General features: G+C 71.0%; 23 protein-coding genes and 1 pseudogene. 4 read left to right on the forward strand and 20 right to left on the reverse strand.

Annotated features, from left to right (window positions below; all coding sequences use genetic code 11):
• Positions 1–31 precede the first annotated feature (31 nt).
• Positions 32–253 (forward strand): hypothetical protein, encoded by a 222-nt coding sequence (locus ACFZDE_RS36660; protein ID WP_391005415.1) that lies wholly within the window; start codon positions 32–34, stop codon positions 251–253.
• Between the two features lie 64 nt (positions 254–317).
• Positions 318–1517, forward strand: coding sequence for a TerD family protein (locus ACFZDE_RS36665; protein ID WP_391211101.1), 1200 nt, complete (start codon positions 318–320; stop codon positions 1515–1517).
• 56 nt (positions 1518–1573) lie between these two features.
• Here the strand turns inward: ACFZDE_RS36665 and ACFZDE_RS36670 are convergent, their stop codons facing one another.
• From ACFZDE_RS36670 to ACFZDE_RS36695, 6 genes are all read right to left on the reverse strand, one after another.
• Entirely contained in the window at positions 1574–2149 is a 576-nt protein-coding gene (locus ACFZDE_RS36670) for a TetR family transcriptional regulator (protein WP_391210848.1), read from the reverse strand.
• Between the two features lie 59 nt (positions 2150–2208).
• Positions 2209–3234 carry a substrate-binding domain-containing protein gene (locus ACFZDE_RS36675; protein WP_391210855.1) on the reverse strand — a complete coding sequence of 342 codons (1026 nt, stop codon included), beginning with the start codon at positions 3232–3234 and terminating at the stop codon, positions 2209–2211.
• A 39-nt stretch (positions 3235–3273) separates the two neighbouring features.
• Complete coding sequence (locus tag ACFZDE_RS36680; protein WP_391210867.1) at positions 3274–4290, reverse strand: 1-aminocyclopropane-1-carboxylate deaminase; 1017 nt, start codon at positions 4288–4290, stop codon at positions 3274–3276.
• A 57-nt stretch (positions 4291–4347) separates the two neighbouring features.
• Positions 4348–4989: an FCD domain-containing protein gene (locus ACFZDE_RS36685; RefSeq protein WP_391210875.1), complete on the reverse strand. Its 642-nt coding sequence runs from the start codon at positions 4987–4989 to the stop codon at positions 4348–4350.
• A gap of 57 nt (positions 4990–5046) precedes the next feature.
• Complete coding sequence (locus ACFZDE_RS36690; protein WP_391210884.1) at positions 5047–6630, reverse strand: TROVE domain-containing protein; 1584 nt, start codon at positions 6628–6630, stop codon at positions 5047–5049.
• A gap of 429 nt (positions 6631–7059) precedes the next feature.
• On the reverse strand, positions 7060–8478 hold the full coding sequence (locus ACFZDE_RS36695) for a hypothetical protein (RefSeq protein ID WP_391210893.1): 1419 nt from the start codon (positions 8476–8478) through the stop codon (positions 7060–7062).
• A 313-nt stretch (positions 8479–8791) separates the two neighbouring features.
• Between ACFZDE_RS36695 and ACFZDE_RS36700 the strand changes: the two genes are divergently transcribed.
• Positions 8792–10621, forward strand: coding sequence for an endonuclease/exonuclease/phosphatase family protein (locus ACFZDE_RS36700; RefSeq protein ID WP_391210906.1), 1830 nt, complete (start codon positions 8792–8794; stop codon positions 10619–10621).
• 41 nt (positions 10622–10662) lie between these two features.
• Here the strand turns inward: ACFZDE_RS36700 and ACFZDE_RS36705 are convergent, their stop codons facing one another.
• The 8 genes and pseudogenes from ACFZDE_RS36705 to ACFZDE_RS36740 form a co-directional block, all read right to left on the reverse strand.
• Complete coding sequence (locus ACFZDE_RS36705) at positions 10663–11343, reverse strand: hypothetical protein (RefSeq protein WP_391210913.1); 681 nt, start codon at positions 11341–11343, stop codon at positions 10663–10665.
• Between the two features lie 252 nt (positions 11344–11595).
• Entirely contained in the window at positions 11596–11940 is a 345-nt protein-coding gene (locus ACFZDE_RS36710) for a DUF3618 domain-containing protein (protein WP_391210925.1), read from the reverse strand.
• A complete protein-coding gene (locus ACFZDE_RS36715; RefSeq protein ID WP_391005395.1) occupies positions 11937–12356 on the reverse strand; it encodes a phage holin family protein in 420 nt (139 codons plus the stop codon). The genes ACFZDE_RS36710 and ACFZDE_RS36715 overlap by 4 nt, the downstream gene beginning before the upstream one ends.
• Before the next feature lie 530 nt (positions 12357–12886).
• Positions 12887–13417: pseudogene (locus ACFZDE_RS36720) on the reverse strand (SigE family RNA polymerase sigma factor); the annotation flags it as partial.
• Positions 13418–13601: 184 nt separating this feature from the next.
• Positions 13602–13832 carry a hypothetical protein gene (locus ACFZDE_RS36725; protein WP_391005389.1) on the reverse strand — a complete coding sequence of 77 codons (231 nt, stop codon included), beginning with the start codon at positions 13830–13832 and terminating at the stop codon, positions 13602–13604.
• A 116-nt stretch (positions 13833–13948) separates the two neighbouring features.
• Positions 13949–14938 carry a 2,3,4,5-tetrahydropyridine-2,6-dicarboxylate N-succinyltransferase gene (gene dapD, locus ACFZDE_RS36730; protein ID WP_391210939.1) on the reverse strand — a complete coding sequence of 330 codons (990 nt, stop codon included), beginning with the start codon at positions 14936–14938 and terminating at the stop codon, positions 13949–13951.
• Between the two features lie 341 nt (positions 14939–15279).
• Complete coding sequence (locus ACFZDE_RS36735) at positions 15280–15828, reverse strand: TetR family transcriptional regulator (protein WP_391210945.1); 549 nt, start codon at positions 15826–15828, stop codon at positions 15280–15282.
• Entirely contained in the window at positions 15828–16148 is a 321-nt protein-coding gene (locus ACFZDE_RS36740) for an SMR family transporter (protein WP_391005383.1), read from the reverse strand. Before ACFZDE_RS36740 ends, ACFZDE_RS36735 begins: the two co-directional genes overlap by 1 nt.
• 180 nt (positions 16149–16328) lie before the next feature.
• Here ACFZDE_RS36740 and ACFZDE_RS36745 point away from each other — a divergent pair, with 180 nt between their 5' ends.
• Complete coding sequence (locus ACFZDE_RS36745; protein ID WP_391210959.1) at positions 16329–17162, forward strand: AbfB domain-containing protein; 834 nt, start codon at positions 16329–16331, stop codon at positions 17160–17162.
• Between the two features lie 58 nt (positions 17163–17220).
• On the opposite strand, the gene ACFZDE_RS36750 is transcribed toward ACFZDE_RS36745, so the two are convergent.
• From ACFZDE_RS36750 to sufD, 6 genes are read right to left on the reverse strand one after another with little or no spacing between them, the layout of a single operon-like run.
• Positions 17221–17553 carry a metal-sulfur cluster assembly factor gene (locus ACFZDE_RS36750; RefSeq protein WP_028809645.1) on the reverse strand — a complete coding sequence of 111 codons (333 nt, stop codon included), beginning with the start codon at positions 17551–17553 and terminating at the stop codon, positions 17221–17223.
• A complete protein-coding gene (gene sufU, locus ACFZDE_RS36755) occupies positions 17550–18020 on the reverse strand; it encodes a Fe-S cluster assembly sulfur transfer protein SufU (RefSeq protein WP_030852662.1) in 471 nt (156 codons plus the stop codon). Before sufU ends, ACFZDE_RS36750 begins: the two co-directional genes overlap by 4 nt.
• Positions 18021–18035: 15 nt before the next feature.
• The gene (locus ACFZDE_RS36760) at positions 18036–19292 is read right to left on the reverse strand and encodes a SufS family cysteine desulfurase (RefSeq protein WP_391005377.1); all 1257 of its coding nucleotides are present in this window, start codon (positions 19290–19292) and stop codon (positions 18036–18038) included.
• Positions 19289–20053 (reverse strand): Fe-S cluster assembly ATPase SufC, encoded by a 765-nt coding sequence (gene sufC / locus ACFZDE_RS36765; protein ID WP_391005375.1) that lies wholly within the window; start codon positions 20051–20053, stop codon positions 19289–19291. The genes ACFZDE_RS36760 and sufC overlap by 4 nt, the downstream gene beginning before the upstream one ends.
• A 7-nt stretch (positions 20054–20060) precedes the next feature.
• On the reverse strand, positions 20061–20378 hold the full coding sequence (locus tag ACFZDE_RS36770) for a non-heme iron oxygenase ferredoxin subunit (RefSeq protein WP_030852669.1): 318 nt from the start codon (positions 20376–20378) through the stop codon (positions 20061–20063).
• Positions 20375–21559 (reverse strand): Fe-S cluster assembly protein SufD, encoded by a 1185-nt coding sequence (gene sufD, locus ACFZDE_RS36775; protein WP_391210995.1) that lies wholly within the window; start codon positions 21557–21559, stop codon positions 20375–20377. Before sufD ends, ACFZDE_RS36770 begins: the two co-directional genes overlap by 4 nt.
• Between the last annotated feature and the right edge of the window lie 12 nt (positions 21560–21571).

The following is a 21571-nucleotide window of genomic DNA, read 5'->3' on the forward strand; positions in this document are numbered from 1 at the left end:
CGCCTGCCCCCCGCCGCCGTACCCTCACGGCATGCCGAGACCTCATGGATTCACCTACGAGCAGCACACGGGCGGCACCGTCCGCATCAGCCACCACGGCCGCCCCGCCACCACCTTGAACGGCCCCCGCGCCGCGCGGTTCCTCGCCGAGGTCGAGACCTCCGAGCCCCAGCTCGTCATGGCCCGCTGGACCGGCAACTACAAGCGCGGCAACGAGCGCACCGCCCGGGACCACCCCCGCAATCGACGGTGACCCGATTGGCGGCAAGGTAAGGGAACGGCAAAACCGCCTCGCTCGTTCACCCGGCATGACAGCTATGACCCCCGGCTCGAACATCCCCCTGTCCGCCGCCCGCGTGACGGTGGACGTCGCCGCTCCGGTGCGGCTCGACGTATCGGGCCTGCTGCTCACCGCCGACGGCAAGGTGCGCTCCGACGACGACTTCATCTTCTACAACCAGCCGTCGGGCCCGGGCGTGACGTACCGCTCGGGCGGCGGCAGCGCGCCCGACGCGATCGTGGTCGACACAGCGGCCCTGCCCCCCGGCATCGAGAAGATCGTCGTCACGGCGAGCCCGGACGCCGCGGGCCAGACCTTCCAGGGCATCGAACCGACGGCCACGATCCGCAACGCGGACGACGGCTCCGTCCTGGCCTCCTTCACACCGCCCCAGCTCGGCAGCGAGACGGCCCTGGTCATCGTGGAGGTCTACCAGCGCAACGGGCAGTGGAAGGCCCGCGCCGTCGGCCAGGGATACGCCAACGGCCTTGCGGGCATCGCCACGGACTTCGGAGTCACGGTGGAGGAACCGGCCGCCGCCCCGTCGCAGCCGATGACCCCGCCGCCGGCCCCGGTGCAGCCGCCCGCCCCGCCCGTCTCCGCTCCCGCCGCGCCCCCGGCCGCCCCGGCCACGCCTCCCCCGCCCGCCCCCGGCGCCGGGAAGATCAACCTCGACAAGGGACGCGTCAGCCTCCAGAAGAACCAGACGGTTTCCCTGATCAAGGGCGGGCAGCCGTTGCTCTCCCAGGTCCGGATGGGTCTCGGCTGGGAGCCGGCGTACCGCGGCAAGGACATCGACCTGGACGCCTCGGTCATCGCCTACGGGCCGCAGCGCAACCACATCGACAGCTGCTACTTCGGCAAGCTCCAGATCGTGGGCGGCGCCATCCGGCACTCCGGCGACAACCTCACGGGTGAGGGCGGCGGGGACGACGAGACCATCATGGTCGACCTCGGCCGCCTCCCCCAGGAGGTCACGGGCCTGGTCTTCACGGTGAACTCCTTCTCCGGCCAGAAGTTCACCGAGGTCGCCAAGGCCTACTGCCGCCTGCTGGACGGCACGACCGGCGAGGAGCTGGTCCGCTTCGACCTCACCTCCGCCGAGCCCCAGACGGGTGTCCTGATGGCCAAGCTCATCCGTCAGTACTCGGGCGAGTGGGAGATGACGGCCATGGGCGACTTCGTGAAGTCCCGCACGGTGCGAGGGATGGTGAAGCCCGCGGCGCAGGCGCTGTAACCCGCGACCGACGCCGGGGGCGCCCCCTCACCCGAGGGGGCGCCCGGCCGGCCGCGTCACCGGGCCCCCGCGCCCAGCCCCTCCATCAGCAGTGCCAAGTACCGCCTCAGAAGCCGGTCCCCGCCATCCGCCGGCTCCGACGCGGTCGCCATCCCATGAGCCAGCCGCAGCACATCGCCCGGCTCGACGTCCGCCCGCAGCGTGCCCTCTTCCTGCGCCGCCCGCACCAGCCTCCCGGCCGCCCCCTTCACCGAGTCGCCGCAGGCGGTGGCCACGGCCGTCCCGCTCCCGGTAACGGCCGGTCCCAGCAGCGCCTTCAGCCCGCGCATCCGCATCAGCCCGGCGCCGAGCTCGAACAGCCACTCCCTCAGCGCCTCACCCGGCGGCAGTTCCTCCGCCAGCACACCGGCCCGGGCCGCGATCGCCTCGACACGCTCCAGATAGGCGGCCTCCAACAGCGCCTGTCGGGTCGGGAAATGCCGGTACAGCGTGCCCGAGCCGACCCCGGCACGCTTGGCGATGTCGTCGAGCGAGGCGCCCTCCCCGTGCTCGGCGAAGGCCTCGGCGGCGACCGTCAGCAACCGCTCGTGGTTGCGCCGGGCATCCGCCCGCATGGGCCTGACCTGCGCCACGCGACCTCTCCTCACGAACCGGGGACTTCTTCGCACTCTACCGAGACCCGCGGGGGCGATCAGGCGGAGTCACGCACCACGAGTTCGGGCGTCACCCACGCGTCCGCGCCCCGCAACGGCTCCTCACCCGCGCGCAACCGGGCCACCTGCTCCACGGCCAGCCGTCCCAGCTGCCGCTTGTCGATGTGCAGGGTGGTCAGGGCGGGTTCGACGAGCTCACCCAGTGAGAGCCCGTCGAAGCCCAGCACGGCCAGATCCTCGGGGACCCTCCGGCCGAGCCGCCGGCCGGTACGCATCGCCCCGACAGCGATCAGGTCGTTGAACCCAAAAACCGCGGTGACCTCAGGCCGCCGGTCCAGCAGCCGCTCCATGCCGTCCTCACCCCCGGCGACGCTGTGCTCCTGGCACGTCACGACCCAGTCCTCGTCGACCGGCAGACCCAGCCGCCGCGCCTGCGCCAAAAAGGCCTGCTTGCGGAGGTCGGGACCGTGCACGCCGTCCAGCATGCCGATCCTGCGGTGCCCGGCGCTCAACAGATGCTCCATGCCCTGCTGGACTCCGGACACGGCGTCGATGCCGACGGCCGCGAACCGGGTCTGCTGCGGACCACGCTCCAGCAACACCAGCGGCACGCCGCCCAGGTGCCGGGTGAGCACGTCGTCCGGGTCCTGGAAGTAGCCGACGACCGCGTCCGCCTGGTGCGAGAGCACGTCGAGCGCCTCCCGCTCCCTGGCCTCGTCGATCCGGGAGTCCCACACGACGACCTGCCAGCCACGCTGCTCGGCTGCCTCCAGCACTCCGGCGGCCACCTCGGGGAAGAACGGATTGCGCAGGTCCGGAATGACCAGACCCGCCGTCACCGCGCCCTTCTGGACGAGTCCGCGCGCGAACCGGCTGGGCCGGTAGTCCAGGAGCCGCGCCGCCTCCAGGACCCGCTCCTTGGTACCGGGGTCGATCTCACCCTTGTCGTTGACCGCCCGCGAGACCGTCTGACGCGACACCCCGGCGAGCCGTGCGACGTCGTGGATCGTGGCCCGACGCCGCGCACCGTCGGACCGCTCTGCACGCTGATTGTCCGTCCACACGCCCAGCACTGTATCCGCCCACCGGCACCACAGAGCCGGTCAGAACAACGCACTGTACGCGTTCAGCGCCGGCTGCCCTCCCAGATGGGCATAGAGCACCGTGGCGTCCCGCCCGATCTCGCCCCTGGACACCAGGTCGATCATCCCGGCCATGGACTTGCCCTCGTAGACGGGGTCGGTGACCATCCCCTCCGTCCGGGCGGCGAGCCGCATCGCCGCGAGGGTGGTCTCGTCGGGGGCGCCGTAGACCCCCGCGTGGTACCGCTCGTCGAGTTCCACGTCGGCTTCGGTCAGTTCACGCTTCACACCGATGAGCCGCCCGGTGCGGTCGGCGATCCGGGCGATCTGGCCGCGGGTCTCGGCCGGCTTCGCCGAGGCGTCGACGCCGAGCACGCGCCGGGCTCGCCCGCCCGCCTCCTCCAGCGCGGCGAACCCGGCGACCATGCCGGCCTGGGTCGACCCGGTCACCGAGCACACCACGACGGTGTCGAAGAAGACGCCCAGCTCCCGCTCCTGCTCGGCCACCTCGTACGCCCACCCGGCGAAGCCGAGTCCGCCGAGCGGATGGTCGGAGGCCCCGGCCGGGATGGCGTACGGCTTCCCGCCGCCCTCCGCCACCTCCCGGAGCGCCTGCTCCCAGCTCTCCTTGAAGCCGATGCCGAACCCGGCTTTCACCAGCCGCACATCGGCCCCGGCGAGACGGCTGATCAGGATGTTGCCGACCTTGTCGTACACGGCGTCGGGCCAGTCCACCCAGCTCTCCTGCACGAGCACACACTTGAGCCCGGCCCGGGCGGCGACGGCCGCGACCTGACGGGTGTGGTTGGACTGCACACCACCGATGGACACGAGGGTGTCGCAGCCCTGGGCGAGCGCGTCGGCGACCAGGTACTCCAGCTTGCGGGTCTTGTTGCCGCCGTAGGCCACACCGGAGTTGCAGTCCTCGCGCTTGGCCCAGAGGGATGCGCCGCCGAGCCGCGCGGTGAGCCGCTCCAGGGGGTGCACGGGCGAGGGCCCGAAGAGCAGGGGGTAACGCGCGTACGAGGAGAGGGACATGGTGCCTCCGGGGTCGGTCTGTCGATCGGCATCGGGGTCGGCCAGCAGGAGCCGGACTCAGTCGGCAAGCTCCTCCAGGCCTCGCCAGATCTCCGCCGTGACATGGACGGCCCCGTCCACGTCACCGGCCTCACAGGCCTCGATCAGCCGCTCGTGCAGCCCGGCGGACCGGCAGCTGCCGCCCTCGCCGAAGCGCTGTCGCTCCAGGCGGCGGATGAGCGGGGTGTAGCGGGCGACGGTCGCGGCGGCGGCGCGGTTGCCGCTCACCCGGACGAGGACGTCGTGCAGTTCGTCGTCGGCCCGCAGCGCAGCGTCCACCTCTCCGGCGGACACGGCGGCGGCGAACCGCTCGTTGGCGGCGCGCATCACCGTGAGGTCGGCGGTTCCCAGCCGGGGCACGGCGATCCGCGTCACGAGCTCGTGCATGGCGCCGACCACCGCGGCGGCGTCCCGTACGTCGGAAGCCACCAGCGGGGTCACCCGGGTGTAGCTCTGCGGCTTGCTCTCCAGCAGCCCCTCGTCCACCAGCCGGGAGAACGCCTCGCGCACGGGCGCCCGGGACAGCCCGAGCCGCTTCGCGAGCTCCGCGTCCCGCACCACCGCGCCGGGCTCGATCTCCCCGGCCACGATGGCGTCCCTGATCGATGCGTACGCGCGGTCCCTGAGCAGGGTCCGGGGCACGGGCCGGAGGGTCTCCATGAACTGAAATGTTAGATGTCAGCCCGAGCTGTCATCAAGGGCGGTGCACGGAACAGCTCAGGCCACCCACGGCCAGTCGGCGTCCCGTGCGGCCTCGATCAGCGGAACCATCCGGAACGCCGCGTCCGAGAGCCCACCGAACGTGTGCCGGTGCCCCGTGCCCGACGGGCCGTGGCCCGCCCGGTACCCGGCGAGGTTCCAGGTGTAGGCCGGCACGTCGGCCGGGATCTGCTCGGTCGGGTCGCCCCGGTGGTGGTGCGTGTACTGCTCGTCGGTGACGATCAGCACCCGGTCGTGCTTCTTGTAGTGCCGGCGCACCGCCTCCGTCGTGTCGGTGCCGCCCAGGTCGCCGAACCGGTCGAGGATCTTCAGCACCGACTCACCCGCGCGGAAGTTCACCCGGTTGCTCGTCGAGCCGAACTCGACCAGGTCCGCGCGCTCCGCCCGCAGCGCGAGCGCCGTTCCGAAGATCGCCGCCGCGTCGGCGCGGTCGAGATCCGAGCGGTCGGACAGCCGCGACCAGAACATCGAGCCCGAGCGGTCCACGAGCACCAGCGTCCGGCCGGGCAGCGCCGGCACGTTGGCCAGCGAGTGCCCGAGGGCCCGCTCCAGCGCGTACGACCACCGCAGCGACGGCGCGTGCCGGTACGCGGCGAGGTAGCGGAAGGGGAACTGCCGCGAGCGCGCGACCTCCGCCGGGTCGCTGATCCGCGCGGCGACCCGCTCGGCCACCTCGTCCGAGACCCCGGCCTCGTCGAAGTTGCGCAGGTTGCGCACGAGCGCCATGGTCCCCATGGAGGGGATCACGGCCTCCCAGGCCGCCTTGTCCATCGGCCCCTGGAGCCAGCCCGCCAGCGCTTCCCACGTCATGCCGGCCCCGGCCAGCCGCTCGGCACCGCCCTCTGCGGTCACGACCGCGCGCCGCTCCGCCACGGGCAGCGCCATCAGCTCACGGTGCGCCGCGAGAACGTGGTCGGACACGGGCGGCACGGCGGTGTCCGGGTGGTGCCGGCGGTCGAGGGCGTACCGGAACAGCTCGCCCTGCCACGGCTTGTCCGGGTCCGGTGCCGCGTGCACGAGGTTGAGGATGTCGCCGAAGCGGTAGCCCTTGGAGGCGGTGTCGTACTTCAGCAGCGCCTTGCCGTGGTAAAGGCGGCGCACGGCGTCCGCGACACCGCGCTTGACCGGCTTCGGCACGTTCCGCCCGTACATCGTGGTCCAGTACGCGAGCAGTTCACCGGGCTCGTCGGGCCGCTGGAGCACGGAGGCGACGACCTGCCGGTTGGACGGACCGTCGGTCGCGCCCGCGTCCAGGCGGGCCTTGACGTACTCGGCGGCGCCGACGACCGAGGCCGTACGCAGCTGGCCCGGGCCGCGCAGCCAGCCGAGCAGTCCGGCCGTCCACTCCGGGTCGCTGACGGCGAGTTCGCGGACGAGCCGCTGGAACCGGTCGTCGCGTTCGGCGCCGGTCTCGTAGAAGGTCTGCTGGGAGACGAAGTGGGAGACGGCGAGCAGGAAGAGCTCGGAGCGGGCGTCCCGCTCGCGGCCCCGGCCGCCCTCGTAGGTGCGCAGCACTCGCCCGGTGGACGTCACGCGCGAGACGGGACGCGCGCGGGCTGCCTTGGAATTGAATCGAGCCATGGTGAATTCCCCCGAATTCTCTAGCATTTCGAAGGAGACGCCGCATGCGGGAATAGAGGTGGGTGCCCGAGGACAGAAGTCGGCGACGGACTAATTCAGATGCTCTACCGATTGAGCTACAGCGACCCGAAGTCGCTGACGGGACTCGAACCCGCAACCCTCCGATCCCAGGAAGTAACCGTTGCCTTCGCACCGGGCACCCACCACATGCCGCGCCTCCCGAGATCAAGTCGGCGGCGGCGTCGGATTCTATGGAAGAGAAGTAGCCGCTGCCATCGCACCGGGAAGTGCGTGACGTTGTGATCTCACTGTAGGAGGCGCGACTCGGGAATCGCGACCGAATTTATGACCGCCGGCGCCGCAGAAGGGGCAGGGGCGCGGGGAACTGCGCGAAAAGCCACAGCGCGCACCCGCACCCGCGATCCGAGGTCAACCCCCCTGCTGCGAGCGCGCCTTGAACGCGGCCTTCCGCGCTTCCTTGGCCACCTTCTTGTCGGGATGCAACCGGCCCATCGCCTCCAGCACATCCGCGGTCGCCGGATGATCGACCCGCCACACGGCCTCGAAGAATCCGCCGTGCTGCTGCGCGAGCCCCTCCACCAGCGCCCGCAGCTCCTCGGAGTTGCCCTCCGCGGCGAGCTGCGCGGCCACCGTGTCGATGGTCAGCCAGTACACCATCGCCTCGGACGGCGCGGGCACGTCCATCGCGCCGTTCTCGGTCAGCCACACCCGCGCGAGCCCGCCCAGTTCGGCGTCGTCGAGCACCTCGCGCAGGGCGGGCTCGGCCGAGGGCCCCACCAGCGACAGGGCCTGCTGGCACCGCAGCCGCCGCAGCGGCGCCCCGGCGTCCAGGCCCCGGGCGGCGCCCAGCAACTCCCGTGCCGCGTCCAGCGCTTGGCGCCGCTGGAGCCACTGCTCGGTCTCGGCCTGCGCGGCACCGGGCGGGTACTGTGCGGTGCCGTCGAGCAGTACGTCGGCGCCCTTGTCGGCGAGGTCTCCGACGGCCGGTGCCTCGTACCCGGCCTCCATCAGCCGCGCGCGCATGCCGTAGAGGCCGAGCGGGGTGAGCCGGACCATGCCGTACCGGGAGACGTCGATGTCGTCGACGGGTGCGGCGGGCTCCTCGTCGGCGTCGGCCATGAGCGCCTCGTCGACCGGCTGGTACGCGACGAACCCCACCGGCTCCAGCATCCGGAACTGGTCGTCCAGCCGCATCATGGCGTCGGACACCTGCTCGAGGACGTCGTTGGTGGGCTCGCCCATGTCGCTGGGCACGATCACCGAGGCGGCCAGCGCCGGCAGCGGCACCGGGGCGTCGCCGGGGGTGTCCTCGCCGGCGGTCAGCAGGTAGAGGTTGCCGAGCACGCCGTCGAGGAACTCGGCCTCGGCCTCGGGGTCCCAGTCGAGGGAGGAGAGGTCGACCTCGCCGTCCTCGCCCATGAGATCGTCCAGGTCCGGCACGCTCGCGTCGGCGAGCACGGTCTCCAGGGCGGCGAGCCACACGGCGAGCACGTCCCGCGGGGAGCCACCGGTGAGCAGGGCCAGGTCCTCGCCGGCCGTCACCGTGCCCTCCTCCTCGTCGACGACCTCGACGAGTCCGGCGTCCACGGCGACCCGCCACGCCTCGCCGGCGTCGGCGGCGGCGTCGTCCCCGCTCAGCCCGAGCGCCTCGACCGCCGCGGGCAACTGCTCGTCGACGAGCCCGCCCCCGGCGTCGACCCGGGTGTCCGGCCCGGCCCAGCGGGCGAGCCGGACGGCCCGGGACAGCAACGGCGTGGACAGGGCGTCGCGCGCCAGCTCCGCTTCGGGGTGCAGCCGCACCGGCGGCAGGGGGGAGCTGTCTGACATCGGCTGTTTCTCCTAGGGCGCCTCATACGACTCAGCCGCTCAGCCTAGACGGATTTCCACCCATGCCGCCCACTTCATCTCCCCGTCAGTCGCCGTACATGGCCGAAACCTTGACAAGTGACATGAACAGGCTGGAGATTGACGCGCGTAGAAGTCGGCGGACATTTGTTCACCGGGCCGGCCCCACAGCGGCCCACCCGTCCCCTCCTTCTACGCGCGTCATCGCATCCGCCCCACAGGTAGCGACAGCAAGCCATTCCACACGTGTCCGCCCTCGTCCCGGCGCCCTGTCACGTCCCCGGAGGGAACCCCGTTGCCGAGCAAGTCGTCCGCGCGTCTCGCCGCGCTCACCGTCGCCGCCGCGTGTTCCGCGGCATCCACGATCGTCCTCACCAGCCCCGCGCACGCGGAGTCGGTCCGCATCCACGACATCCAGGGCAACACCCGGATGTCCCCGTACGCCGGTCAGCAGGTGACGGACGTGGCCGGAATCGTCACCGGCATCCGGACCTACGGCTCGTCCCGCGGCTTCTGGATCCAGGACCCGAACCCGGACGCCGACCCGGCCACCAGCGAGGGCGTGTTCGTCTTCACGAGCTCGGCCCCGAAGGGGGTCGCCGTCGGTGACTCCGTCACGGTCTCCGGCACGGTCTCGGAGTACGTCCCCGGCGGCGCGACCTCCGGCAACCAGTCGCTGACGGAGATCACCAAGCCGACGACCACGGTCGTCTCCAGCGGCAACGCGCTCCCCGCCGCCACGGCGCTCACCTCGCGCTCGGTCCCCTCCGCCTACGCCCCGGCCGGTGACCCGAACGCGAACGGCTCGATCAACGCGCTCCCCCTGAAGCCGTCGAAGTACGCCCTCGACCGCTACGAGTCGCTGGAAGGGATGACCGTCCGGATCACCGACACCCGCGTGGTCGGCGCCACCGACCCGTACACCGAGCTGTGGGTGACGGTGAAGCCGCACGAGAACCGCAACCGCCACGGCGGCACGGTCTACGGCTCCTACGACGACCAGAACGCCGGCCGCCTCCAGGTCCAGTCCCTCGGCGCGGCGGCGGAGTTCCCCAAGGCGAACGTGGGCGACACCCTCACGGGCACCACCGCGGGCCCGCTGGACTACAACCAGTTCGGCGGCTACACCCTGGTCGCCGGTGAACTCGGCACCCTGAAGAGCGGCGGCCTGGAGCGCGAGACGACCCGCAAGCAGCGTTCCTCCGAACTGGCGGTCGCCACCTACAACGTCGAGAACCTCGACCCGTCCGACGACACGTTCGCCGCGCACGCCGCCGCGATCGTGAACAGCCTGAAGTCGCCCGACATCGTGTCCCTGGAGGAGATCCAGGACAACAACGGCGCGAAGAACGACGGCACGGTCGCCGCCGACCAGACGCTGACCAAGCTGATCGACGCGATCGTCGCGGCGGGTGGCCCGAAGTACGACTGGCGCTCGATCGACCCGGCGGACAACACCGACGGCGGCGAGCCGGGCGGCAACATCCGCCAGGCCTTCCTGTTCAACCCGGAGCGGGTCTCCTTCACGGATCGCCCCGGCGGCGACGCCACCACGGCCACCGGCGTGACGAAGATCCGCGGCAAGGCCCACCTCACCCTCAGCCCCGGCCGCGTCGCCCCCGCCGACGAGGCCTGGAAGAGCAGCCGCAAGCCGCTGGCCGGCGAGTTCGTCTTCCGCGGCCGCACGGTCTTCGTCATCGCCAACCACTTCAACTCCAAGGGCGGCGACCAGGGCCTGACCGCCCAGTACCAGCCGCCGTCGCGCAGCTCCGAGACGCAGCGCCACCAGCAGGCCACCCTGGTGAACGCCTTCGTCAAGGACATCCTCGACACCCAGAAGAACGCGGCCGTCGTCACGCTGGGCGACATCAACGACTTCGAGTTCTCGAAGACCGCGCAGCTCCTGGAGGGCCGCGGCGAACTCTGGTCGGCGATCAAGTCGCTCCCCCGTAGCGAGCGTTACTCGTACGTCTACCAGGGCAACAGCCAGGTCCTCGACCAGATCCTGATCAGCCCGTCGATCCGCCGCGGCTGCGACTTCGAGTACGACAGCGTGCACGTCAACGCGGAGTTCAACGACCAGATCAGCGACCACGACCCGCAGGTCCTGCGCTTCCGCCCGTAACACCCCCGGTGGCCGGCCGGGAAACCCCGGCCGGCCACCACTCACCCGGGCACCAGCCCCAACGCATGCCTGTACCGGCCGCCGACACTCCCCTTCACCCCGGGATACGTCCGCACCCGCTCCCACATCTCACTGGCCGGCGCGGCCAGGGCCCGCTCATAGTCGTCGGCGCTCTCCCACTCCGCGTAGTTCAGCACGTGGCCGCCGTCGGTACTCAGATGGAAGTGCGCGGACACCAGCCCCGCGTTCCCCTCCGGGTCGTCGTCCAGGGCCTTCACCACGAGATCGACCCACTCCTCCCGACGCTCAGCGACCTCGAACTCGACCCGCACGGTCACGATCAGCTCCGGCACCCTCGCGTCTCCCACAGCGCGCTCCCGGCTCCGGTACCGCCGGTACCGCCCGAGCCCGACCCGCTCGATGCCCGGTACGGCGGTGTCGATCTCGTCTACGCGCTCCTGCCGGTGGGCCTTCACGAACGACTCGTAGGCATGCTCGACGGTCCACTGCGAGTAGTGCATCAGGGTGGACCCGTCCTGCCCCGCGTACACGTGATACGCCAGCAGATCCCTGGCAGGCCAGGCCCGCCGCTCCCAGGTACGCGCGATGGCCTCCACAGTCCGCTGCTGCCGCTCGGGACTGCCCACCCGCCACGTACTGAAGAAGGGGGCGCCGATACGGGGGTCGGTGAGATCGGGGTGCTGCTCGGTTCGTCGACTCATGAACACCACCCTCCGACCTCAAGCATGCTTGAGGTCAAGTGGAGTTCCCGTGCCGCCCGCAGCGGGGGCGGCCCGCACCCGCCGTCGTACGTAAGGGGCCGTGTCGGGGGGTGTCCGCCCGCAGCGGTTGGCGCGTCAACGCCAGTCAGTCGGTAAAAAGGTCCATCGCGCCGTTCCGAGGACGGACACCCCCCGGCGCGGCCCCGACCCCCACCGGCGAGATGGCGCGGACGCGAACCCCCCACCGCACCGTCAGCGATGCCCGTGCACATGCCTCCACCGCAACACGCCCACAGCCACCACGGCCCCCGCCGCCCCAGCCACCAGCATCGGCTTCGGCTTCGGATGCCGCATCCCAGCGGGAACATGCGCAGCCCGATCATGCACGGAGTGCCCCGCCTGAGCCGCACTGCTCCGCAACTGCACCGTCATAGCCCCGGCCTTGTCCCGCAGATCAGCGGCCCGCGCACGCGCACGCCCCTTCACATCCGCCTTCCCCGCCAACTCCTCCACCGTGTTGCCCAGTTCGGTACGAGTCCGCTCGATCTGCCGCCGCAGCTCATCGGGCCCCTTCGCCCCACCCGTCGCGTCCGTCATCGATGCGCCCTCTCCTTGATCGTCTCCACGTCCGCCCTGACACTCCCGAGTGCCTGCTCAGGCGTAGGCGGCGTGGCCCGCCGCAACTGAGAACGCCCCGCCATCGCCAGCACGGCCGCGATCACGAACAGCACCCCCGTCACGATCAGCGCCGCGGCCCACACCGGCAGCACCAGCGACAGCGCGGCGACACCCGCACCGGACAGCACGAGCAGCCCGGCGTACGCGACGGCGCCCGCCGCCCCGAGCAGTCCGCCGCCACGCCCCGCGCGCCGCCCCTTCTCGGCCAGCTCCTCCTTGGCGAGTGCCACTTCCTGCCGCATGAGCGTGGAGAGCTGCTCCGTGGCCTGCCCGACGAGCTCACCCACGGAGCGACGCTCGTCGTGCACGGCCCGATGATCGATGGTCCCGGTCACGGTTCCGCCTCCTCCCGAAGTCAGGACCACCCGAGTACCCGCACGCCACCATGACTACCGCGACGAATGAAACGGCACAGCCCCCGCCCCCGTGAAGAAGTACTTACAGAACCCGGCAGAAGCCGCAACCGTTACTTAACGGCCCGCGCGGCTGCCCATCACCGCTCCGCGAACACCGGCTCCCACCGCCCCTTCGTGTTGTCCTTGGGCCCCCGGAAACCGCTGAGCGGAACCGTCTTCTCCCCACCGATGGTCACCAGCACCAGCCGCTGACGGAACTCGTTCCCGTCCCGGCCGATGTCCCAGGCGACGAGCGAGTGCCCGTCCGCCCAGGCAAGCAGCTGCTGCCCGCGCACCTCCCGCCGCTTCCCGCTGCGGGCGTCGAGGACGAAGGACGACGTCTTCCACTTTTGCCCCGCGAACTGTCTGGCGACCAGCTGACCGTCGGGCGACACCCCCGCCTCCACGGACCAGTCCCGGTACCGTTCCAGCGCGGGCGCGGCCACCTCACCGCCGGTGAGGTCGTTGCAGTCACAGGAGGGCCGCTGTTCGTCGGCGGCCGGGCCGAGGACGGCCAGCTCGGGCGCGAGGGCGCGCAGCCGGGCGAGGGAACGGTGGGTGGCGGACCGTACGGTGCCGACGGAGCAGCCCAGGATGCGGGCCACCTCGCCCTCGGGCAGGTCCTCGAAGTAGCGGAGCACGAGCACGGTGCGCTGCCGCGCGGTCAGCCGGGCCAGCGCGCCGCGCATCACCAGCCGCAGCTCGGCGGCGCCGGAGGTGTCCGGGGCGATGCCGGTCTCCGGCGGTTCGGCGACGCTCAGTTCACGTCTCGGCCACTTCAGCCGCCAGCGGCTGACCTGCTGGCGGTAGAGGACCTGCCGGACGTAGGACTCGGGTTCGTCGATGCGGTGCCAGCGGCCCGCCGCTTTGATCAGCGCGTTCTGGAGCAGGTCCTCGCCCGCGTGCCGGTCGCCGCCGCTCAGCAGGATGGCGGTCTTCAGCAGCGCGGACGACCGGTTCGCCACGAACTCCCGGAAGTTCTCCTGTGCTTCGGCATCCATCGTCACCTTCGCTCTCCCCCGGGGGCGAACCCTTCGCTCACCCCCCGTACTTCATGTGACGCGTGCGGGGACACCCCGCTATGCCACCTGCCGGAAAACAACTCGGGAAACGACGGGGACGGTCCGCGCCGCAGTCTCCTGCGGCACGGACCGTCCCGTCCGGTCTGTCTGCTGCTCAGCCCGTTCAGTTCCAGGCGTACCCGTCACCGAACAGCAGCGTGTGCTCCAGCACGTCCTCCGCCGGGTCGTCGATCTGACCGACGTTGACGTTGATCAGACCGACCCGGTGGCCGTTGTGCGAGCCGGTGTTGGTCTCGTCGGCGTGCGCGGCCCCCGCAGGGAGCCAGCACACCACCAGCGCCGCGACCACCCCGGCCAGCCGGCCCGCACCGGCCCGCCCCCGCTCGTTCCTCATGCCCCGGTCCTCGTTTCGTCGGTTCGGCGTCTGATCGGACACTGCGTCCACCCGTTCATCTGCCAAAACCACCGCGAGGTCACGCCGGGTCATCCGTACGGGAAGCCCCTGGGCCGTCAGTTGTGGCTGTGGAGGATCTCGTTGAGGCCGCCCCACACCGCGTTGTTCGGCCGGGCCTCGACGGTGCCGGTGACCGAGTTGCGGCGGAAGAGGATGTTGGAGGCGCCGGACAGCTCGCGGGCCTTGATGATCTGCCCGTCGGGCATGGTGATGCGGGTGCCGGCGGTGACGTACAGCCCGGCCTCGACGACGCACTCGTCGCCGAGGGCGATGCCGACGCCCGCCTCGGCGCCGATCAGGCAGCGCTCGCCGATGGAGATGATGACGTTGCCGCCGCCGGAGAGGGTGCCCATCGTGGAGGCGCCGCCGCCGATGTCCGAGCCGTCGCCGATCACGACACCGGCGGAGATGCGGCCCTCGACCATCGAGGTGCCGAGCGTGCCGGCGTTGAAGTTGACGAAGCCCTCGTGCATGACGGTGGTGCCCTCGGCCAGGTGGGCGCCGAGGCGGACCCGGTCGGCGTCGGCGATCCGGACGCCCTTGGGGGCCACGTAGTCCGTCATGCGGGGGAACTTGTCGACGGAGGTCACCTGGAGGTGCAGGCCCTCGGCGCGGGCGTTGAGCCGCACCTTCTCAAGGTCGTCGACGGCGACGGGGCCGAGCGAGGTCCAGGCGACGTTGGCGAGGAAGCCGAAGATGCCGTCGAGGCTCTGCCCGTGCGGCTTGACCAGGCGGTGGGAGAGCAGGTGCAGGCGCAGGTAGGTGTCGTGCGCGTCGATCGGCTTCTCGTCGAGCGAGGTGATGACCGTGCGGACCGCGACCACCTCGACGCCCCGGCGGGCGTCCGGGCCGATCGCCGCGGTCGCGCCCCCGCCGAGCAGCTCCGCGGCACGCTCGGCGGACAGCCGCTCGGTGCCGGACGGGCCGGGCTGGTCGGCCAGCTCGGGCGCGGGGAACCAGGTGTCGAGAACGGTGCCGTCGGCGGCGATCGTGGCGAGGCCGGCGGCCACCGCGCCGGTGGTGCGAGGAGCAGTCGTGTCGGTCATGAGGGCAACCTAACCGCCGGACACCACTGGATGCGAACCGGTCCGGGTGCGTCTCACGGGACGGTCGGTATCCACCCCCGCCAAGCCCCCCTCAACAGCACGAACACCGACCCGATGCCCACCCCACCACCGGCCTCGCCCACCGGCCCGGCCCGTCCGCACCCCCGCCCCGGGCGGGCGATGCACGTGATCGCCCGGCGCTTCGGCGCGCGCACCGGCCAAGACCTCGTCCCCCGGCCCGCACCCGCCCCGGCCGGGGCGATCCCGCGCGCTCCGCGAGGCGGGCCCGTGCGCCCGCAGGGTTCGACCCACGGACGCCCCCCGCCCGCGCCGACGCCCCCTCACCCACCCGCCCCCGCAAGCACCCGCCCCAGCAGGTCCCGCGCGTACTCCTCGTCGAACGGCACCCCCGTCAGCAGGACCTGCAGACAGATGCCGTCGATGACAGCGACCAGTGCGCGTGCGGTGACGGGGTCCGTTCGTGGAGAGAGCAGTTCGGCGACGCCCTCGGCCCACTCGGCGGCGACGGGCCGCAGCGCGGGCCGGCGCAGCGCGGCGAGGTACAGCTCGCACTCCAGCTCCACCCCCGTACGGTCACCGGAGAGCCACGCCCCGATCCACCCGGCGAGTTCGGCGGCCAGGTCGGCCCGGGGATCCTCCAGGCCGCCGCACGAGGCGACCATCTTGGCGAAGCCCTCGTTGGTCTGCCGCAGCGCGGCGACCATCAGCTCGTCGAGGGTCCTGAAGTGGTACGTGGTGGAGCCGAGCGGCACGTCCGCCTCGGCGGCGACGCTGCGGTGGCTCAGTCCGGCGATCCCCTTCGCCCCGACGACCCGGATCGCCGCGTCGATGATCCGCTGGCGCCGCTCGGGGTCGTGCCGCCGGGCCATCAGTGGGCTCCTCCCAGGTTCAGGACCACGACCCCGACGATGATCAGCGCGATCCCGGCGGCTTTGGCGGCGGTCATGCCCTCCCCGAGGAAGACGATCCCGATCGTGGCGATGGCGGCGGTGCCGGCCCCGGCCCAGATCGCGTAGGCCGTACCGACCGACACCGTCTTCAGGGTCTGCGCGAGCAGGCCGAAGGAGAGGACGTACCCGACGAGCGTGAGCAGCGAGGGGCCGAGCCTGCTGAACCCGTCGCTGTACTTCATGGCGGTGGTCGCGCCCACTTCGGCGGCTATGGCCCCGGCCAGCAGCAGATAACCCATGTGTACGAGCGTACACAACACCTGTACACCCGTACACAACAGCGCCTTGGATATCGGAGAGAAACCGCTCTCACAAAACCAGCCACAGGCGCCCCACGCGTCCACTACGGTGTCACCGATCACACACCGGGCCACCACAACTGCGCCGCCGTCAAGGGTGCCCCGCCGGAGGAAACGCGCATGTCAGAAAGCAAGTCCCGGCCGCCACAGGACAGACCCTGGGAGAGCGGCTGGGCCCCGGACACCACCCGGGCACCGGGGACGCGACGGCTCTGGCTGGCCGGCACGCTGGCCCTGGCCACGATCACCGCGTGCGTCACGGCCATCACCGTGATGGACAGGGAGTCCGGCGACCCGGAGTCCCGGGCGGCGGAGCCGACGACCCTGAGCAGTTCGGCCCCGGGCGGCCTGATCTCCTTCGCGACCCCCTCCCAGGGCGCCACCGGGAAGCCGGGCGCGGACCATGCCGAGCCGTCCCCCACCCCCAGCACCAGCGCGCCGAGCGCCTCCCCGAGCACCGAGCCCGCGAAGAAGGCCCCGAAGCCGCCGAAGGCGTCCCCCACCCCTTCGAAGCAGCCGAAGCCCCCGTCCTCGCACGGCATATCCATACGCTCGGTCAACTTCCCCGACCGCTACTGGCGGGTGCGCGACGGCTATGTGCGTCTGGACCGGATCGGCTCGGGCCCCGAGCAGCGCGAGGACGCCACCTTCCAGCGTGTCGCCGGCCTCGCCGACTCCTCCTGCTACTCCTTCACCACGGCGGACGGCCGCTACCTGCGCCACCGCAGCTTCGTCCTGGTCGCGAACATGAACGACGGCTCGCAGCTGTTCCGCCAGGACGCCACGTTCTGCCCCCGCCACCGGTCCGCGTCCGGCACGCTCGCGCTGGAGTCGGTCAACTACCCGGGCCGCTTCCTGCGCCACCGCGACTTCCAGCTCCGCCTGGACCCCTACGAGAACAGCCGGCTGTACCGGTCGGACACGTCGTTCCAGATGGTCGCGGGGCTGGACTGAGCACATGCGTGAGGGCGGCACCCGGATCGGGTGCCGCCCTCACGCTCGTCAGTACATCTCAGACGTTGAACCCGAGGGCCCGAAGCTGCTCGCGTCCGTCGTCCGTGATCTTGTCGGGGCCCCACGGGGGCATCCAGACCCAGTTGATCCGCAGCTCGCTCACGAGGCCGTCCGTGGCGGACTTCGCCTGGTCCTCGATGACGTCCGTCAGCGGGCAGGCCGCCGACGTCAGGGTCATGTCGAGCGTCGCGATGTTCGCGTCGTCGATGTGAATGCCGTAGATCAGGCCGAGGTTGACGACGTCGATGCCCAACTCGGGGTCGACCACGTCGTACAGCGCCTCACGGACCTCCTCCTCGGAGGCCGGCTTCATCTCAACGGTCTCGCTCATGCCGTCGTCTCCTTCTCGGCGTCGGCTCCGCCCAGAACCTGGGCCGTCGCGTCCTTCCAGGCCATCCAGCTCAGCAGGGCGCACTTCACCCGGGCCGGGTACTTGGACACCCCGGCGAACGCGACCGCGTCCTCCAGGATCTCCTCCATCGCGTCGTCGGGTTCGAGCTTCCCCTTGGACTGCATCAGCTCCAGGAAGGTCTCCTGGATCTTCCGCGCGTCGGAGAGGTCCTTGCCGACGAGGAGGTCGTTCAGTACGGACGCACTCGCCTGGCTGATCGAACAGCCCTGGCCCTCGTACGAGACGTCCTCGATCGTGGTGCCGTCGTACTTCACGCGCAGCGTGATCTCGTCACCGCACGTCGGGTTGACGTGGTGCACCTCGGCGTCGCCATCCCGCAAGCCCCGCCCGTGCGGGTTCTTGTAGTGGTCCAGGATGACTTCCTGGTACATGGAGTCCAGTTTCACCGTCTAGCACGCCCCTCAGCCGAAGAAGTTCCGTACGTGCTCCAGGCCGTCGACCAGTGCGTCGATCTCGGCCGGCGTGGAGTACAGATAGAACGACGCTCGCGTGGTCGCAGGAATTCCGTAGCGCAGGCAGACCGGACGGGCGCAGTGGTGACCGACCCGGACCGCGATGCCCTGCTCGTCGAGGACCTGGCCCACGTCGTGCGGGTGGATGTCCCCGAGGGTGAAACTGATCGCCGCGCCGCGCTCCTCGGCCGTGGTCGGGCCGATGATCCGCAGGTCGGGGACCTCCGCCAGCCGCTTCACCGCGTACTCGGTGAGTGCGTGCTCATGGGCGAGGATCTTGTCCATGCCGATCGCGTCGAGGTAGTCGATGGCCGCGCCGAGTCCGACCGCCTGGGCGATCGGGGGCGTGCCCGCCTCGAACTTGTGGGGCGCCGGGGCGTAGGTCGAGGAGTGCATCGACACCGTCTCGATCATCTCGCCGCCGCCGAGGAACGGAGGCAGGTCCTCCAGCAGCTCCTGGCGGCCCCAAAGGACGCCGATGCCGGTCGGGGCGCACATCTTGTGGCCGGTGAAGGCCACGAAGTCGGCCTGCAGGGCCTGTACGTCCAGCGGCATGTGCGGCGCCGCCTGGGAGGCGTCGATGCAGACCAGCGCACCGACCTCCTGGGCGCGGCGCACGATCGCCTCGACCGGGTTCTGCGTGCCGAGGATGTTGGAGACCAGCACGAAGGAGACGATCTTCGTCTTCTCGGTGATGACCTCGTCGATGTTCGACAGGTCGAGGCGGCCGTCGTCGGTCAGGCCGAACCACTTCAGCTTCGCGCCCGTGCGCTGCGCGAGCAGCTGCCACGGCACGATGTTGGAGTGGTGCTCCATCTCCGTGATGACGATCTCGGTCTCGGAGTCCACGCGGTAGGGCTCGTCGGCCCAGCCCAGCATGTTCGCCACGAGGTTGAGCGACTCCGAGGCGTTCTTGGTGAAGATCACCTCGTCGCGGCTGGGCGCGTTGATGAACTCCGCGACCTTGTCGCGCGCGCCTTCGTACAGCGCCGTGGCCTCCTCGGCGAGCACATGCACACCGCGGTGGACGTTGGCGTTGTAGCGCTCGTAGTACTCGCTCAGGGCGTCCAGCACCTGGCGCGGCTTCTGGCTGGTCGCCGCGTTGTCCAGGTACACGAGCTTCCGGCCTTCGTGGACCTGCCGGTCCAGGATGGGGAAGTCCTTGCGGATCGCCTCGGTGTCGAGGAGGCCCGGCAGCTGTGTCACGCGGATGCGCCACCCTTCGCGTATGCCTCGTAGCCCTCGTTCTCCAGCTTGTCGGCGAGCTCGGCGCCGCCGGACTCGACGATCCGGCCGCCGGAGAAGACGTGCACGTGGTCGGGCTTGATGTAGCGCAGGATGCGCGTGTAGTGCGTGATCAGCAGCGTGCCGACCTCGCCCGTCTCGCGGACGCGGTTCACGCCCTCCGAGACGACGCGCAGGGCGTCGACGTCCAGACCGGAGTCGGTCTCGTCGAGGATCGCCATCTTCGGCTTGAGAAGCTCCAGCTGGAGGATCTCGTGGCGCTTCTTCTCACCGCCGGAGAAGCCCTCGTTGACATTGCGCTCGGCGAAGGCCGGGTCCATGTTGAGGCGCTCCATGGCCTCCTTGACCTCCTTCACCCAGGTGCGCAGCTTGGGGGCCTCGCCGCGGATGGCGGTGGCGGAGGTGCGCAGGAAGTTCGACACGGAGACACCCGGTACCTCGACCGGGTACTGCATCGCGAGGAACAGGCCGGCGCGGGCGCGCTCGTCGACGGACATCTCCAGGACGTCCTCGCCGTCGAGGGTGACGGTGCCGCCGGTGATCGTGTACTTCGGGTGACCCGCGAGGGAGTAGGCGAGGGTCGACTTGCCGGAGCCGTTGGGGCCCATGATGGCGTGCGTCTCGCCCTGCTTCACGGTGAGGTCGACGCCCTTGAGGATCTCCTTCGTGGCGTTGTCGGCCTCGACGGTGACGTGCAGGTCTCGGATTTCAAGCGTTGCCATGGATGCCTCAGGACTCCTGGGTGAGGGAGACGAGCACGTCGTCCCCATCGATCTGTACGGGGTAAACGGGGACCGGGCGCGTCGCCGGAAGGGCGTCGGGCTTGCCGGAACGGAGGTCGAAGCGCGAGCCGTGCAGCCAGCACTCGATGTGGCAGTCGTCGACCTCGCCCTCCGACAGGGAGACGTTCGCGTGCGAGCAGATGTCGTGGATCGCGAACACCTCGCCCTCGGTCTGCACGATGGACAGGGGCGTGCCGTCGAGTTCCACCCGCTTCGGGGTGTCCTCCTCCAGCTCGCCCAGTCCGCAGGCGCGTACGAAGGTCATGCGACCGCCGCCTCCAGCTCCTCCTCGATCTTGGCGATCAGGCGCTCCTCGATGTCGGGGAGGCCGATCTGCTGGACCAGCTCGGCGAAGAAGCCTCGGACCACCAGCCGACGGGCCTCCTGCTCCGGGATGCCGCGGGCCATGAGGTAGAAGAGCTGCTCGTCGTCGAAACGGCCGGTCGCCGAGGCGTGGCCGGCGCCGACGATCTCGCCGGTCTCGATCTCGAGGTTCGGTACGGAGTCCACGCGCGCCCCGTCCGTGAGGACCAGGTTGCGGTTCATCTCGTACGTGTCCGTGCCCTCGGCCTTGGCCTCGATGAGCACGTCACCGATCCACACCGCGTGCGCGTCGTCGCCCTGGAGCGCGCCCTTGTAGACGACGTTGGACTTGCAGTGCGGGACGTTGTGGTCGACCAGGAGGCGGTGCTCCTGGTGCTGGCCCTGGTCGGTGAAGTACAGGCCGAACAGCTCGGCCTCGCCGCCGGGCCCGGCGTACTGCACGCGCGGGTGCAGCCGGACGACGTCGCCGCCGAAGGTGACGACGACCGACTTGAAGGAGGCGTCGCGGCCGACGAGCGCGTTGTGCTGGGCGACGTGGACGGCCTTCTCGTCCCAGTCCTGGACGGAGACGACGGTGAGCTTGGCGCCGTCGCCCAGGAGGTAGTCGACGTTGGCGGCGAGCACGGCGTCACCGGTGTGGTCGATGACCACGACGGCCTCGGCGAAGGCGCCCAGCTCGATCACCTGGTGGCCGAAGGCGGTGCCGCCCTCGCCGTGCACCGAGATGCGGATGGGCTCGGTGAGGACGGTCTCCTTGGGGACGGTCACGACCCCGGCCTTCTCGAACGCCGAGTAGGCCTGGGCGGCGACACGGTCCACCGGGGTGCCGGCCTTGCGCAGGCGAGCGTCGTCGCGGCCGACGGCCTCGACGGTGACGCCCGCGGGGGCCTGGACGTCGACCTTCACGCCGTTGCCGTTGGCGACGGCGGTGCCGTCGTGCAGGCCGCGCAGGCGCTCCAGCGGCGTGAACCGCCACTCCTCCTCACGGCCGTGGGGGACGGGGAAGTCCGCCACGTCGAAGGAGGGGGGCGCGCTCATGCGCGTGGCGACGGTCGACTCCGCGGCGACCGCGATCGAGCCCGCGGTGGTGGATCCCACGGGGATGTTCTGGGCCTCAGCCATGGCTGTCGTAGT

The organism is Streptomyces sp. NPDC007929 (assembly GCF_042959065.1).
GTDB lineage: Bacteria > Actinomycetota > Actinomycetes > Streptomycetales > Streptomycetaceae > Streptomyces.

Coding starts and splice junctions, on each gene's coding strand:
- ACFZDE_RS36660 (WP_391005415.1), top strand. CDS start 32: ATGCCGAGACCTCATGGATTCACCTACGAGCAGCACACGGGCGGCACC.
- ACFZDE_RS36665 (WP_391211101.1), top strand. CDS start 318: ATGACCCCCGGCTCGAACATCCCCCTGTCCGCCGCCCGCGTGACGGTG.
- ACFZDE_RS36680 (WP_391210867.1), bottom strand. CDS start 4,290: ATGTCCCTCTCCTCGTACGCGCGTTACCCCCTGCTCTTCGGGCCCTCG.
- ACFZDE_RS36685 (WP_391210875.1), bottom strand. CDS start 4,989: ATGGAGACCCTCCGGCCCGTGCCCCGGACCCTGCTCAGGGACCGCGCG.
- ACFZDE_RS36690 (WP_391210884.1), bottom strand. CDS start 6,630: ATGGCTCGATTCAATTCCAAGGCAGCCCGCGCGCGTCCCGTCTCGCGC.
- ACFZDE_RS36695 (WP_391210893.1), bottom strand. CDS start 8,478: ATGTCAGACAGCTCCCCCCTGCCGCCGGTGCGGCTGCACCCCGAAGCG.
- ACFZDE_RS36705 (WP_391210913.1), bottom strand. CDS start 11,343: ATGAGTCGACGAACCGAGCAGCACCCCGATCTCACCGACCCCCGTATC.
- ACFZDE_RS36710 (WP_391210925.1), bottom strand. CDS start 11,940: ATGACGGACGCGACGGGTGGGGCGAAGGGGCCCGATGAGCTGCGGCGG.
- ACFZDE_RS36725 (WP_391005389.1), bottom strand. CDS start 13,832: ATGAGGAACGAGCGGGGGCGGGCCGGTGCGGGCCGGCTGGCCGGGGTG.
- dapD (WP_391210939.1), bottom strand. CDS start 14,938: ATGACCGACACGACTGCTCCTCGCACCACCGGCGCGGTGGCCGCCGGC.
- ACFZDE_RS36735 (WP_391210945.1), bottom strand. CDS start 15,828: ATGGCCCGGCGGCACGACCCCGAGCGGCGCCAGCGGATCATCGACGCG.
- ACFZDE_RS36740 (WP_391005383.1), bottom strand. CDS start 16,148: ATGGGTTATCTGCTGCTGGCCGGGGCCATAGCCGCCGAAGTGGGCGCG.
- ACFZDE_RS36745 (WP_391210959.1), top strand. CDS start 16,329: ATGTCAGAAAGCAAGTCCCGGCCGCCACAGGACAGACCCTGGGAGAGC.
- ACFZDE_RS36750 (WP_028809645.1), bottom strand. CDS start 17,553: ATGAGCGAGACCGTTGAGATGAAGCCGGCCTCCGAGGAGGAGGTCCGT.
- sufC (WP_391005375.1), bottom strand. CDS start 20,053: ATGGCAACGCTTGAAATCCGAGACCTGCACGTCACCGTCGAGGCCGAC.
- ACFZDE_RS36770 (WP_030852669.1), bottom strand. CDS start 20,378: ATGACCTTCGTACGCGCCTGCGGACTGGGCGAGCTGGAGGAGGACACC.
- sufD (WP_391210995.1), bottom strand. CDS start 21,559: ATGGCTGAGGCCCAGAACATCCCCGTGGGATCCACCACCGCGGGCTCG.